Origin of the sequence: Bariatricus sp. SGI.154, from assembly GCF_050313795.1 — a bacterium.
GTDB lineage: Bacteria > Bacillota > Clostridia > Lachnospirales > Lachnospiraceae > CAMBRQ01.
In genome coordinates, this window is record NZ_JBNPMC010000004.1 from 75,780 (window position 1) to 90,601 (window position 14,822).

General features: G+C 43.1%; 16 protein-coding genes. All 16 read left to right on the forward strand.

Annotated elements, in window-relative coordinates; all coding sequences use genetic code 11:
- Positions 1–818: 818 nt before the first annotated feature.
- On the forward strand, positions 819–1,667 hold the full coding sequence (locus tag ACQRBN_RS03725) for an Rpn family recombination-promoting nuclease/putative transposase (RefSeq protein WP_427737628.1): 849 nt from the start codon (positions 819–821) through the stop codon (positions 1,665–1,667).
- Positions 1,668–1,914: 247 nt separating this feature from the next.
- Complete coding sequence (locus tag ACQRBN_RS03730; RefSeq protein ID WP_427737629.1) at positions 1,915–2,238, forward strand: PadR family transcriptional regulator; 324 nt, start codon at positions 1,915–1,917, stop codon at positions 2,236–2,238.
- The gene (locus ACQRBN_RS03735) at positions 2,235–3,047 is read left to right on the forward strand and encodes a DUF1700 domain-containing protein (protein WP_427737630.1); all 813 of its coding nucleotides are present in this window, start codon (positions 2,235–2,237) and stop codon (positions 3,045–3,047) included. The genes ACQRBN_RS03730 and ACQRBN_RS03735 overlap by 4 nt, the downstream gene beginning before the upstream one ends.
- Positions 3,048–3,890: a DUF4097 family beta strand repeat-containing protein gene (locus ACQRBN_RS03740; RefSeq protein WP_427737631.1), complete on the forward strand. Its 843-nt coding sequence runs from the start codon at positions 3,048–3,050 to the stop codon at positions 3,888–3,890.
- An 18-nt stretch (positions 3,891–3,908) separates the two neighbouring features.
- Entirely contained in the window at positions 3,909–4,103 is a 195-nt protein-coding gene (locus ACQRBN_RS03745; protein WP_427737632.1) for a PspC domain-containing protein, read from the forward strand.
- 101 nt (positions 4,104–4,204) lie between these two features.
- Positions 4,205–4,408, forward strand: coding sequence for a small, acid-soluble spore protein, alpha/beta type (locus ACQRBN_RS03750; protein ID WP_427737633.1), 204 nt, complete (start codon positions 4,205–4,207; stop codon positions 4,406–4,408).
- Between the two features lie 144 nt (positions 4,409–4,552).
- Positions 4,553–5,224, forward strand: coding sequence for a WecB/TagA/CpsF family glycosyltransferase (locus tag ACQRBN_RS03755; protein WP_427737634.1), 672 nt, complete (start codon positions 4,553–4,555; stop codon positions 5,222–5,224).
- Positions 5,225–5,420: 196 nt separating this feature from the next.
- Entirely contained in the window at positions 5,421–6,509 is a 1,089-nt protein-coding gene (locus ACQRBN_RS03760; RefSeq protein WP_427737635.1) for a PucR family transcriptional regulator, read from the forward strand.
- 16 nt (positions 6,510–6,525) lie between these two features.
- A complete protein-coding gene (ftsE, locus tag ACQRBN_RS03765; protein ID WP_427737636.1) occupies positions 6,526–7,212 on the forward strand; it encodes a cell division ATP-binding protein FtsE in 687 nt (228 codons plus the stop codon).
- Complete coding sequence (ftsX, locus tag ACQRBN_RS03770) at positions 7,202–8,110, forward strand: permease-like cell division protein FtsX (protein WP_427737637.1); 909 nt, start codon at positions 7,202–7,204, stop codon at positions 8,108–8,110. Before ftsE ends, ftsX begins: the two co-directional genes overlap by 11 nt.
- An 18-nt stretch (positions 8,111–8,128) precedes the next feature.
- Complete coding sequence (locus ACQRBN_RS03775; RefSeq protein ID WP_427737638.1) at positions 8,129–9,238, forward strand: murein hydrolase activator EnvC family protein; 1,110 nt, start codon at positions 8,129–8,131, stop codon at positions 9,236–9,238.
- Positions 9,239–9,256: 18 nt separating this feature from the next.
- Entirely contained in the window at positions 9,257–10,438 is a 1,182-nt protein-coding gene (locus ACQRBN_RS03780) for a S41 family peptidase (protein ID WP_427737639.1), read from the forward strand.
- Positions 10,439–10,541: 103 nt separating this feature from the next.
- Positions 10,542–11,819: a dihydroorotase gene (locus tag ACQRBN_RS03785; RefSeq protein ID WP_427737641.1), complete on the forward strand. Its 1,278-nt coding sequence runs from the start codon at positions 10,542–10,544 to the stop codon at positions 11,817–11,819.
- Positions 11,820–11,934: 115 nt separating this feature from the next.
- Positions 11,935–12,861 (forward strand): orotidine-5'-phosphate decarboxylase, encoded by a 927-nt coding sequence (gene pyrF, locus ACQRBN_RS03790; RefSeq protein WP_427737642.1) that lies wholly within the window; start codon positions 11,935–11,937, stop codon positions 12,859–12,861.
- A 79-nt stretch (positions 12,862–12,940) separates the two neighbouring features.
- Positions 12,941–13,726 carry a dihydroorotate dehydrogenase electron transfer subunit gene (locus ACQRBN_RS03795; RefSeq protein WP_427737643.1) on the forward strand — a complete coding sequence of 262 codons (786 nt, stop codon included), beginning with the start codon at positions 12,941–12,943 and terminating at the stop codon, positions 13,724–13,726.
- Positions 13,726–14,628 carry a dihydroorotate dehydrogenase gene (locus ACQRBN_RS03800; RefSeq protein ID WP_427737644.1) on the forward strand — a complete coding sequence of 301 codons (903 nt, stop codon included), beginning with the start codon at positions 13,726–13,728 and terminating at the stop codon, positions 14,626–14,628. Before ACQRBN_RS03795 ends, ACQRBN_RS03800 begins: the two co-directional genes overlap by 1 nt.
- The last annotated feature ends 194 nt before the right edge of the window (positions 14,629–14,822 follow it).

Sequence of the window (14,822 nt, forward strand, 5' to 3'; positions counted from 1 at the left end):
TCTTTTTGGGCAAGGTATGCATAAATGCGTAGATTAACCTGCAATTTGCACCATATTACATACTGCAGGACAAGTTTATTGTGATAAGGCATGTAAAAATACATGGAAATACACTTCTGATCGCCCTATATTACATACCGTCGAACATTTTCATGCGAACGAGGTATGTAAAAGAGAATAGAATCACCGCACTCTCCCTGCTCTCTTTACACGCCCACTCTGCTATCTTCCATAAAGTGCTTCTCCACGTACACACCCTGTTATCTATCCAAAACGTTCCACGCACGCTCCGTCAGGAATCCTCTCCGTTCATTAAGAGTTACACACGGAGAATGTCAGGCATAGAGGGGAGATTGGGTGGTTCAGTGTCGTAGAAGAGCCGTACAAGCCGTTAATGAAAAATAGATCTAAAATCAGGATGAATTCTGTGCCACTAGCACAGAATTCAAGAATGTCTGAGCCGGAGAAATCTTCAGATTTGTCCGGTGATTACATTCGGTTCCCGATTTTAGATCTATTTTGAGTCTACGGATTGTAGGCGACTGGAGCCGATACTGAACCACCCAATCTCCCCTCTATGCCGTACACTCTCAAACAACTCTTAAAGAACTAAATTCCCATTGAAGATATCCCTCATCCATGTTATCCTGTTCTCATAATCCAAACATTCTAAGATTTCTAAACATCAGGACGTTTCGTCGATTAATCTCAGTGTTTGAATGTATTACAAGATGTTAGGAGGGATGCCTATGATTGCAAGTTCTTGTTTTTGTCCTGTTAAGTTGCTGTAAATTATGATAAGATAAAGGAGAATAACAATGAGCAAACCACAAAACAGAATACCATTAAAGGTACTGAACCTTACAAACCGTTTCCTGTTTGATGAAGTGAAGGAAGATCCGCAGATACATCAGGATGCGCTTAGTATCATTTTTGGAAAAGAGATTCCATTATTATCCCATAATGAGACGGAGAAAGAAGTGCGTGTATCACCGCTGGCACGTTCGATCAGAATGGATGTATTTTCAATGGATGAAGATGATACGGTTTATAATACGGAGATGCAGGATACGAAGAAGTATGATCTTGCGAAACGGAGCAGGTATTACCAGGGTTTGATTGATACTGGTTTTTTGGAGCCGGGAATCCCTGATTACAACCTGTTGAAGACGGTCTATATTATCATGATCATGACGTTTGACCTGTTTGGATACGGAAAATACCAGTATACGTTTGAGGCAAGGTGCAATGAGGTGCCGGAATGCCTTTTGGAAGACAAGGTGACCAGGATATTCCTGAATACTAAGGGGAAGAATGATAACGAGGTATCGGAAGAATTGATAGAATTCCTGCATTATCTGGAAAATACTACGGATGAAGTTGCGGAGAAGTCGGGAAGCGAGAGGATTCGTCGGATACATGATCGTGTATGTAAGGTGAAGACCAGTGAGGAGGTTGGAATCAGATATATGCAGGCATGGGAAGAAAAGTATTATGAACGCGAAGAAGGAAGAGAAGAAGGCAGGGAGGAACTGTTAAAAGAACAGATTGCAAAGAAACTGGAGAAGGGAAAGACGTTGGAAGCAATTGCAGATGAAGTGGAGAAAGATGTTGAGGAGATTCGGGGATTAGTAGAAGAGTTGAAAAATCAGCGTAATGCTATATAGAGTGCTATGCTGATTGGAGAGTTTCGAGAACTTCTGAAGAAAGGGAACAGTTTGTATAGTTGAAAAACTTGCGAACTGTTCTTTTTTGCATCATAGTAATATCATAAAATATAAATAGAATATTAATATAATATGTGTTGACAAACTATATTATACAAAATATAATATATGTATAAAAACAATATTGTAAATCAGAATAATATTGTTCTTGAAAATATGATTAGATTCCGAGCAAAGGGGTGAGAATATGGTATTTAACACCGGAGCAGCCCTTCTTGATGCTATCGTGTTGGCGGTTGTGTCCAGGGAGAGAGAAGGAACTTATGGATATAAGATCACTCAAGATGTAAGAAGAACCATTGAAGTGTCTGAATCCACATTGTATCCTGTGCTGCGAAGACTGCAAAAGGATGAATGTCTGGAAGTATATGACAGACAATTTGACGGACGGAACCGGCGTTACTATAAGGTGACGGAGAAGGGGATGGCGCAGTTGAATCTATACCAGGCAGAGTGGAAGAGTTATTCTATGAAGATTAATGAATTGTTTGAGGGAGGTGTATCTGCATGAATCGCATAGAATTTATGACAGAATTAGCGGCATTACTGCAGGATGTGCCGGTAGAAGAACGTGTGGAAGCGATGCAGTATTATAATGACTACTTTGATGATGCAGGAGAAGAGAATGAACAACAGGTGATCTTGGAATTAGGCAGTCCTAAGAAAGTTGCGGCAACTATTAAGGCAGATCTCGCAAATCAAGAAGAACAAGGTGAGTATACCGAGAACGGCTATACAGATACGAGATTTGAAAAGAAGGATATGCCAGCAGACAGAAGTGCCTACAGAAGTGAAAGCCAGGAACGCAGAAGCCAGGAGAGTAGTGGTCAGGAAAGTGGCTATCAGAAAAGTGGTTATCGGGGAGGCGGTTATCGGGATGGCGGCTATCAGAATGGAGAGTATCAGGGGCATGGATATGCGAGCGACGGAGAACAGCCAAAATCGAATAAGACATTAAAAGTTGCTCTGATTGTGATTCTTATAATCGTAGCGTCTCCAATTGTACTTCCGATTCTGCTGGGGATTGCAGCAGTAGTATTTGGCATGATCATGGTGGCCGCCGTATTGTTTGTCTCATTGGTAATTGCTTCAGTTGCAGTCGTATTTGCCGGTGTATGTGTATTCATATCGGGTCTGGTAAGTCTGATTCCTGAGATAGCGGTTGGGCTGGCATTGATAGGAACGGGGTTGATTCTGACGGTGATCGGAGTGATTGCTACAGTGGCAAGTGTAAAACTTTGCATCGTAGTATTCCCGGGGATTTGCAGAGGAATCGTATGGATCTGCCGCTGGCCATTTCAGAGAAGGGCGGTGGCATAGATGAGACGAGGATGGAAAATATTCTGGATCGTATGTGGTGCTGTGGTGATTGTCGGGCTGGCATGTTGTGCGGCTGCATGGGGAATGGGAGTTACGACAGATATGCTTCATGGACGTTTCTCGAATGGAATCGGATGGGTAAGAGGTGAGACCAGAGACAGCGGCAAATATCTTGCGGAAGATATCCGCCAGACCTATACCGATGTACGGGAGATTGACGTGGAGATATTTGCAGGAGAAGTGAATTTCTTTTCCTCTAGTGATAATGAGATTGTAGTAGAGACAGAGGGAATCAGTGAGGATCTAGGTTTTAAATGTTACATGGATGGTGATGAATTAAAACTTACGACTAAGAAAAAACTATTTCATATGAATAATGTGGGAGTAGGAAGCATTAATGTGTATATTCCACGTCAGATGCAGTTTGAGGAGGTATCGTTGGATCTGGCAGCGGGAACTCTGTTTGTTGAGGAGATATGTGCAAATAGTCTGTCGGTTAATGTGGATGCCGGAGAAGCGATTATAGATGATTTTGATGCAAAAGAGGCTAATCTCGAATGTGGTGCAGGAACCATTACTGCTGGAGGGGTGGTTGCGCAAGAGATTGATATGGAATGCGGAATAGGAAGCATCACTTACACAGCAGTTGGTTGTGAAGAGGATTATAACTATGATATTGAATGCGGCGTTGGGGAAGTAATCTGCGGCGACAGCAGTTATTCCGGACTTGGAGCAGATAAGACGATTGATAATCAGGCGCAGAAAGAGATTAACATTGAGTGTGGTGTTGGTTCTGTCACGATTGATTTTGATAAAACCAGCCATCATAGTGAAGAACATTAATTTAAGGAGGAAGATTAGATGGAACCGAAGAGATTATATCGTTCAAGAGAAGATCGTATGATATGTGGAGTATGTGGAGGAGTTGCAGAATATTTTAATGTAGATCCGACGATTATCAGATTAGTGGTTGCAATATTTGGATTTACGGGAACCGGAATTTTTGTGTATATTCTGGCGGCGATTATTATGCCGGAGGGACCAAGGAGGTATTAAAATAGGGGGAATGTGGCGGAGGTGGATGCCACATTCCCCGCTTTTGTATATCCTTTTCAAAACCTGTCAATACTTACTAGAAAAATGAAAGGGGTATACACATGTCAGCAAAAAAGAACAAGCCTATCAAATTAGATGAACTAACCCAGGAAGAAAAATTGAAATACGAGATAGCCGAAGAACTAGGTCTTCTTGACAAGGTGATGCAGGAGGGGTGGAAATCTCTTTCTTCTAAAGAAACCGGACGAATCGGAGGATTGATGACAAAGAAGAAAAAAGAACTGGACAGAAAAACAACAGAATAAAAGAACGGAATAAAAGAACGGAATAAAAAGTAACAGAAATATTAAGAATATTAATTAGTGTGAACATTTGGCGATAAAGGTTGAAAATAGGATATCCATTTGCTATAATCGAAAAACTGGTAATAACGAATTGCAGGTGGAGATATGAGCAATAAGATTAATGTTTTAGATATAGATATAGATAACTGTTCGGCTAAGGAAGCGATGAAGAAGACCGTGGAATACATGGGAACGGAGCCGGTGAATATTATAGAGATGGCAACGGTAGATGGGCTGATGCAGATGGATAATATGCTGCAGTTGAAAGAAGATGTCCGTAATTTTGACCTGGTTCTGGCGGGAGATAAGACGATACTTGAAGCGGCGGATATTACGGACCGCAAGTATCTGCAAGAGACAGAAGGACGTGTTTTTCTTAAGATGTTCATGAGATATCTGCATAAGAACCATAAGAGAATCTATCTTCTGGTAGAGTCCGAAGAAGAAGGGCAGGAGTTCTATGAGTATTTGCAGCGTCATTATGGAGGATTGCAGATTATCGGAATGGCGAAGGTCTCGGCGCAGAACAGGGCGGATGATATGCTGGTGAATGCGATTAACGGTGGCGAAGTAGACTGTATACTGGCAGCGCTTGCTGCTCCGCTGCAGGAAGAGTTTATTGTAAAGAATAAGAGTCTTCTGGATGTTCGGTTATGGGTAGGTCTTGGCAAAGAGAATGTACCGATTCGAAAGGCAGGAATCGGACAAGGGCGGTTTACACAGTTTGTTGTTAAGCGCATTTTTAAGAAAGAGATAGAGAAAAGAAAGTGCAGATAACTTTTCGTCACTATGTACATGGATAATATCTTAATAAATTCATAAAATCTTGAGGAAATCAACAAAAATATGTGATTTCCTCTTTATTTTTTTGTCTATATATATTAATATAGAGACTAACGATATACATTTTTAACATTCTTGTAACTAATTTGTTGTGAAAAATGCATATTGAAATGAGTGGAGGAGATAGAATATGATATCTAATCAAATACTTCAAAATACAATTGAAGGATTGAAAGGGATTACACGTATCGATTTCTGTGTAATGGACACGGATGGCAAATCCCTTGCCAGCACATTTTCAGAGCAGGAGAACTATGAAGACGAAGTAGTATCCTTTGTTGATTCACCGGCAGATAGTCAGGTGGTGCAGGGGTATCAGTTCTTTAAGATCTTCGATGAGCATCAATTGGAATATATACTTCTTGCCAATGGCGGCAGTGATGATGTGTATATGGTGGGAAAGATTGCAGCATTCCAGATTCAGAATCTTCTGATTGCTTATAAAGAGCGTTTTGATAAGGATAATTTTATTAAAAATCTGCTGCTTGATAACCTGCTTTTAGTAGATATTTATAATCGTGCCAAAAAATTACATATTGACACAGAGGTAAGACGTGTTATCTTTATTATTGAGACGAAGCACGAGAAGGACAGCAATGCCCTTGATAATGTGCGCAATCTGTTAGGCAACAGGGCGAAGGATTTTGTGACGGCGGTTGATGAGAAGAATATCATTGTTGTCAAAGAACTGGAGCCAGGTGACGGACATATGGAACTGGAGAAGACAGCGCAGAATCTGTATACTCTTCTGAAAGAGGATGGAGAAGAGGAGGTTCTGATTGCATATGGAACCATAGTCAATGACATCAAAGAAGTGTCAAAATCATACAAAGAGGCAAAACTGGCATTGGATGTCGGCAAGATCTTCTTTAGCGAAAGGAATGTGATTGCGTATAGTGCTTTGGGAATTGGGCGCTTGATCTATCAGCTTCCGATTCCATTGTGTAAGATGTTCATACGTGAGATTTTTGAGGGGAAATCGCCGGATGATTTCGATGAGGAGACGTTGACTACGATTAACAAATTCTTTGAGAATAATCTGAACGTATCAGAGACATCTAGACAATTATATATTCATCGTAATACACTGGTATACCGGCTCGACAAATTACAGAAGAGTACAGGGCTGGATCTGCGTGTGTTCGAAGATGCCATTACTTTTAAGATCGCACTTATGGTTGTGAAGTATATGAAGTATATGGAGTCACTGGAGTATTAATAATCAGGAGGAAATTATGATTGAATTAAAAGAAGTAACGAAAGAGTACTCTAAAGGGGTTGCAGCTCTGAATGGTATTAACCTGACGGTTGAGCAGGGAGAGTTTGTATTCATCGTAGGGGACAGTGGATCAGGAAAGTCGACTTTGATTAAGTTGATTATGAAGGAATTGGAGCCTACATCCGGATCGATCGTTGTGAATGGACAGGAACTGACTAGGATGAGACACAGGAAGATTCCGATGTACAGAAGAGGAATCGGAGTTGTGTTCCAGGATTTCCGTCTGTTAAAAGATAGAAATATTTATGACAATATTGCATTTGCACTGCGGGTTACGGAGAAACCAACTCGTGTGATTAAAAGAAAAGTACCGGCGGCATTGTCGCTGGTTGGTTTGGCACAGAAATATAAGTCATATCCGAAGGAACTCTCAGGTGGTGAGCAACAGCGTGTTGCCATTGCCCGGGCGATTGTAAATGAGCCGGCGATTCTGCTGGCAGATGAGCCTACCGGTAACCTGGATCCGACGAATTCATGGGAGATTATGAAACTGTTGGAAGAGGCGAATGACAGAGGAACAACCGTACTGGTTGTTACACATAACCAGGAGATTGTAAACGAGATGAAGAAGCGAGTTATTACAATGAAAAAGGGAGTCATTGTAAGCGACGAGAAAAAAGGTGGGTATAATAATGAGAATTAGTACATTTGGATATTCGATGAAACAAGGGGTAAAGAACATAGGAAGAAATAAAATGTTTTCCGTTGCATCTATTGCGACGATGGCAGCATGTATCTTCCTGTTCGGTCTGTTCTATTCCATCGTAGTGAATTTTAACTATATTGTGGAAAAGGCAGAGGAAGGCGTAGCAATTACCGTATTCTTTGATGAAGAGACGACACAGGCCGAGAAGGATAAGATCGGCAAACAGCTCGAGAAGGCAGATGGCGTGCTGGAAGTCAATTATGTCAGTGCAGATGAAGCATGGGATACATTCAAGGATGAATATTTTGGTGAGTCTGGTGATCTTGCTGAAGGTTTTAAGAGTGACAATCCGCTGGCGAACTCAGATAACTATGAAGTATACATGGCAGACGTATCAAAACAGAAGGATGTTGTGGCATTTGCAGAAGGTTTAGATGGGGTCCGAAAGGTCAATAAGTCAGATGTGGTTGCAAAGACATTAACGAGTGTGAACAAACTGGTAGGATATGTATCTGTTGCGATTATTGCGATCCTGTTGGCAGTATCTGTATTCCTGATCAGTAATACGGTTACAATGGGTATTACGGTAAGGCGTGAAGAGATTGCGATTATGAAGTACATAGGTGCGAAGGATGGATTCGTCCGTGCGCCTTTCGTGATCGAAGGTCTGATTATTGGGGCGGTAGGAGCGGTAATTCCGCTTGTTATGCTGTATTTTATGTATGATAAGGCTGTTTCATATATTATGACAAGATTCAGCCTGCTGAATAATATTGTAGACTTCCTTCCGGTAGTAGATGTATACAGGACATTGCTTCCAGTAGGAATCGCACTGGGTGTAGGAATTGGTTTTGTAGGAAGTTTCTTTACGATCCGCAAGCACTTGAAGGTATAATATATGTGGAGGGTACATATGATAGGAAGAAAGAGATTCATAAGTTTTCTCCTGGTATTGACGTTATGCCTTGGGCTGGCTATGCAGGTGAATGCTTCGGAGATTAGCAATACGCAGAAGCAGGCTGATGAACTGAAGAAGAAGAAAGAGGCTGCGGAGAAAGAAAAAGAATCTTTGGAGAATCAGTTGAACTCCATTGTTGGTGAGATGGAAGAGGCTAAGACGAAGATTGAGGCGAAAGAAACTGAGATTAGTGTAAAAGAAGAAGAACTGATTCAAGCCAAAGTTGATGAGAATGATCAGTACGAGAGCATGAAGAAGAGAATCAAATATATGTATGAGAATGGAAACGTGCAGTTTATAGAGATTCTGTGTGAATCCAAGAACATTGGTGATTTTCTGAATAATGCGGAATATATTACGACCATCTCTGAATATGACAGAAACATGCTGGCAGAGTTCCAGAAGGTTGTGAAAGAGGTTGAAGATCAGGAAGCGGTTCTGAAGGCGGAATATGATGAACTGGAAGTGATGCAGAATGATCTGATTGCCAAGCAGGACAGTGTAACTGAACTGTTGGACAGCAAGGATGCTGAGATTGAGAAGATCAGCAGCGATCTGAGCGAGACGCAGGATAAACTGAAGGAACTGCAGGCGGCAGCAGAGGCAGCACAGCGTAAGCAGCAGGAGAAGGAAAGTGGATATAGTCCGAATGCAGGAGCATCTGTAGTAACAGGTAATGGTATGTTTACTCATCCATGTCCGGGCTACTCCTATATCTCCAGTGAATTCGGATGGCGGGCGCAGCCACTTCCGGGTGCCAGCACGAATCACAAAGGGATGGACTTCGCAGCGGCTACGGGAACGCCGATCTATGCAGCAACGAGCGGTACTGTGACTTCTGCAAGTTATAGTGGTAAGGCAGGCAATCTGATTGTAATTAACCACGGCAATGGGCTACAAACATACTACATGCATTGTAATACCATGTATGTGAGAGCGGGTCAGGCGGTCAGCAAAGGTCAGAACATTGGTACGGTAGGAACAACGGGTAATTCAACCGGACCGCATCTTCATTTTCAGGTAATGCTGAATGGAACTCCGGTGAATCCTCGTAATTATCTGTAGATATAAGGATAGAAATAGATGAGCAATAAAAAGAGTTTTCTTACGGGGGCGCTTTGTGGCGCCCTTGCTATATTATTAGTGGCAGGGCTTGTATCCTGCGGATTGAAGGTAAAAAGCAGCGGCGGGGATAAGCAGTCCGTTACTGGCGATACAAGGGAAAAAATATCCGAACTGAAAGAATTGATTGACGAGAACTATCTTGGCGAGGTAGATGAAGATAAATTAGAAGAAGGCATCTACAAGGGCTTCATCAGTGGTTTGGATGATCCGTATTCTGTATATTATGACGAAGAGGAGACTAAGACTCTGTTTGAAAGCACTGAGGGCGAGTATGACGGGATTGGTGCCGTGTTGAGTCAGAATATGGATACCGGGGTTATTACGCTGGTACAGATCTATGAGGATTCTCCAGCTATGAAGGCGGGAATTCAGGATAATGATATTCTCTATAAAGTGGAGGATATGGAAGTGACGGGTGAAGATCTGTCAGAAGTAGTGTCTCATATAAAGGGAGAGAAAGGAACGACGGTTGAACTGACTGTACTTCGAGGTGATGATAATGAAGAGATTACAGCAACCGTTACCAGGGATACGATCCAGGCTAAGACGGTAGAATACCGGATGCTGGAGGATGGTATCGGTTATCTCTCGGTTACGGAGTTTGATACTGTAACTTATGATCAGTATCAAGAGGCATTGGAGGAACTTAAGGGCCAGGGCATGAGAGGATTGATTGTAGACCTGCGTAATAATCCAGGAGGAAGCCTTAGTACGGTGTGTGATATATTGGATCTGATGCTTCCGGAGGGGCTGATTGTCTATACGGAGGATAAAGATGGCAATAAACAGGAAGCAACATCTGATGAGGAGCATCAGTTTGACCAGCCGATGACAGTGCTGATGAATGGAAATAGTGCCAGTGCTTCGGAGATCTATGCGGGAGCCATCCAGGATTATGGAATCGGCAAGATTGTCGGAACGCAGTCTTATGGAAAAGGCGTGGTGCAGCAGATCTTTGATCTGAAAGATGGAACTTGTGTAAAACTGACTATTGCAGAGTATTTTACCCCGAATGGAAGGAATATTAATGGTACGGGAATTACTCCGGATGTAGAAGTAGAGTATGAGAAGAATGAGAATGATCCGGAAGCGGATAATCAGTTAGAAAAAGCGGTAGAAATTTTAAAAGAGCAATTATAATCCTAAAGGGAATGTCAAAACGGCATTCCCTTTTGTCAACTCATATGATAAAATACAATGCAGGATATATTTTTGATATGAATGATGGAAAGGATAACTGTATATGACAATTTTAATTCAGAATGGGCATGTGATTGATCCGCTTACTGAAAAAGACGGATGTTATGATGTGCTGATTGAAGAGGACAGAATTAAGCAGGTAGCAGAAACTATCGAGGAGACGGCAGACCGGGTAATTGATGCGAAGGGCTGTTATGTTATGCCGGGATTCATTGATCTTCATGTACACTTTAGAGATCCTGGACTGGAATATAAAGAGACCCTTGAGACAGGGGGGAATGCTGCTGTCAGAGGCGGTGTGACAACCGTATGTGCAATGCCGAATACGAAGCCTGTGACAGATGATAAGGAGAAGGTGGCAAAGGTCCATGAAAGAGCGAAGAAGGAATCGCTGACCCATGTAATCCAGATTGGTGCGGTGACGAAGGGACAGGCTGGTCAGGAACTGGCGGATATTGCCGGCATGGCAGAAGCAGGGTGCCATGCGATCAGCGAGGATGGCAAGTCGGTTATGAATGCATCCCTTTATCGTAAAGGAATGAGACTTGCAAAGGAGAATGGAATCTCCGTATTCGCTCACTGTGAAGATATTACGATGGTAGAGGGCGGCGTGATGAATGCGGATGAGAATGCGAAGCGTCTTGGGTTAAAGGGTATCACGAATTCTGTGGAAGATGTGATTGTGGCAAGGGATATCCTGCTGGCGAAGGAAACCGGTGTAAGGCTGCATCTGTGTCATTGTTCGACTGCGGACAGCGTGGAGATGGTACGTCTGGCGAAAGAAGAAGGACTTCCGGTTACCGGAGAAGTGTGCCCGCATCATTTTATCCTGAGTGCAGATGACATTCGGGAAGATGACGGCAATTATAAGATGAACCCGCCACTTAGAAGCAGGGCGGATGTAGAGGCGCTGCGCCAGAGCTTGAAGGATGGCATCATGGATGTAATTTCGACCGATCATGCACCTCATGCCGCAGAGGAGAAGAATAAATCCATGGCACAGGCAGCATTCGGTATCGTCGGGCTTGAGACGTCCGCTGCTCTGACCTATACTTCACTGGTGAAGACAGGTCTGTTAAGCGTGATGGATATGGCGAAGAAGATGAGTTATAATCCGGCAAAGATTCTGGGACTTACGGAGAAAGGTTCTGTATCCGAAGGAAAGATTGCGGATATTACCATATTTGACCCTAAGAAGACTTATAAGATTGATAAGAATACTTTTGCGTCCAAAGGAAAGAATACGCCATTTGATGGATATGAAGTGACGGGAGAGGTTACATATACACTTGTAGACGGCAAAGTAGTATATGAAAGATGATTTTTGAAGAAATGAGTACAGAATTACTCCACAAGTGCTGACCAGAAGGAGATATGAGGCAGATCGGTGGATGAAGATAAGAAAAAGATGATGTAGATGCGGGAGGAGATTAAGTATGATTAATCAATTAGTAGCGAATATTAAGAAAACAGGTGCGCCAATCGTAGTAGGTTTGGACCCTATGCTGAATTATGTGCCGGAGCATGTGCAGAAGAAAGCATATACGGAGTACGGCGAGACTCTGGAAGGTGCGGCAGAGGCAATCTGGCAGTTCAATAAAGAGATTGTAGATAAGACTTATGATCTGATTCCGGCAGTAAAGCCTCAGGTTGCTATGTATGAGCAGTTTGGAATTCCGGGACTTATGGCATTTAAGAAGACGGTTGATTACTGCAAGGAGAAAGGTCTGGTTGTAATCGGCGATATTAAGCGTGGAGATATCGGCTCCACTTCAGCGGCATATGCAGTAGGACATTTGGGAAAAGTTCAGGTGGGAAGTAAGACTTATGTTCCGTTTGACGAAGATTTTGTAACAGTGAATCCATATCTTGGCTCGGACGGGGTAAATCCGTTCCTGGATGTATGTAGAGAAGAGAAGAAAGGTGTATTCATTCTGGTTAAGACATCCAATCCATCCAGCGGAGAATTCCAGGATCAGTTAATTGATGGAAAGCCGCTTTATGAATTGGTAGGTGAAAAAGTAGCATCTTGGGGTGCTGAGGTTATGGGAGATGAATATAGTTACGTAGGAGCGGTAGTAGGCGCTACCTATCCGGAACAGGGCAAGATCCTTCGTAAGGTTATGCCGAAATCTTATATTCTTGTGCCAGGCTATGGCGCACAAGGCGGAAAAGGTAAGGATCTGGTACATTTCTTCAATGAAGATGGTCTGGGAGCGATCGTGAATTCTTCTCGTGGAATTATTGCAGCATATAAGCAGGAGAAGTATGCACGGTATGGCGCAGAGGCATTTGGCGATGCATCCAGAGCGGCTGTGGAAGATATGGTGGCTGATATCAAAGGAGCATTAGAGAGTAGATAATCGTCTAATGTGTAAGAAATATGTATAGTATACTATGAGAAAATCGACATATATAAGAAAAAGAAAGCAGGAGAAAAACATGGCAGAGAGAAAGAAAGAGGCTGCGGTTGTAGTATCACAGACGCAGCTTGCGGATGGAATCTTCAGCATGTGGCTTCAGACCGAAGCGGCATTCAGTGCGAAGCCGGGACAATTCATATCTATGTACACGAATGATGGAAGCAAACTGCTTCCACGACCAATCAGTATCTGTGAGATAGATCGGGAACAAGGGCGGCTTCGTATGGTATATCGGGTCACTGGTGAGAAGACTGGAACAGAGCAGTTCTCGCGATTGAAAGCAGGAGATGCCATTCCGGTGATCGGACCTTTGGGCAATGGTTTCCCGATTGAGAAGGCGACGGGAAAGAAAGCGTTCTTAATGGGGGGCGGCATCGGTGTCCCGCCGATTTTGGAACTGGCGAAGCAGTTGGAATGTGAGAAGAAGCAGATTGTAGTTGGATATCGAGGCGCAGATACATTCCTGAAAGAAGAATTTGAACAGAACGGTGAACTCTATATCTCTACAGAAGATGGAAGCATAGGTACGAAAGGAAATGTCATGGATGCAATCCGTGAAAATGGACTGGATGCGGAGATCATCTATGCCTGTGGACCGACACCAATGCTGCGGGCAATTAAGCAATATGCAGAGGAAAATGGAATGGAATGCTATATTTCTCTGGAGGAGAGAATGGCTTGCGGGATTGGCGCCTGTCTTGCTTGTGTGTGCAAGTCAAAAGAGATTGACCATCACAGCAACGTGCATAATAAGAGAATCTGCAAAGATGGTCCGGTATTCTTATCTACGGAGGTGGAGATCTAATGAACATGAAAGTGAATATTGCAGGCGTAGAATGGAAGAATCCGGTGACGGTTGCGTCCGGGACATTTGGCTCTGGTGCTGAGTTCGCAGATTTTGTGGATCTTGGTCGTTTAGGCGCGGTGACAACAAAAGGAGTTGCTAATATTCCTTGGTCTGGCAATCCGACACCAAGAGTAGCAGAAACCTATGGCGGCATGATGAATGCTATCGGTCTTCAGAATCCGGGAATCGATCTGTTCTGTGAACGGGATATCCCATTTCTCAGGCAGTATGATACGAAGATTATTGTCAATGTCTGTGGGAAATCAACCGAAGACTACTGTGAGGTTGTGGAAAGACTTGCGAATGAAGATGTAGATATGCTGGAGATCAACATCTCTTGCCCGAATGTAAAAGAGGGTGGAATTGCTTTTGGGCAGAATCCCAAGGCGGCCGAGGACATTACGAAGGCTGTTAAGAAGTATGCAAAGCAGCCGGTGATCATGAAGTTAAGTCCGAATGTAACGGATATTGCTGAGATGGCAAAGGCAGTAGAGGCTGGAGGTGCAGATGCAGTATCTCTGATCAATACGCTTACGGGTATGAAGATTGATATTCATAGAAGAACATTCGCTCTGGCGAATCGGACAGGCGGTGTGTCGGGACCTGCGGTACATCCAATTGCCGTGCGTATGGTATATCAGGTGGCGAACGCGGTAAAAGTACCGGTCATTGGCATGGGCGGTATCTCGAATGCGGAGGATGCAATCGAGATGATTCTGGCAGGAGCAAGCGCGGTATCTGTAGGAACGGCTAACTTCCATAATCCGGCAGTGACGATGGAGATTGTACAGGGGATTGAAGACTATATGAAGAAGTATCATGTTGAAGATATTTCTGATCTGGTTGGAATCGTGAAGTAGGAAGAGAATATGTGCAATAGAAAAGGGAACTCTCTTTCTGGCAGTGATGGTTCAAGTATCATAGCCGGAGGGGAGTTCCCTTTTTTGGTAAGCGGCTCAAATCAGCAGCGCTTTAAATGAGTTTTTTTGCTTTTTTGATTTATAGATGAAAAAATAATACAGATATGGTATTGTAAATAAAGATAGTACGAGTG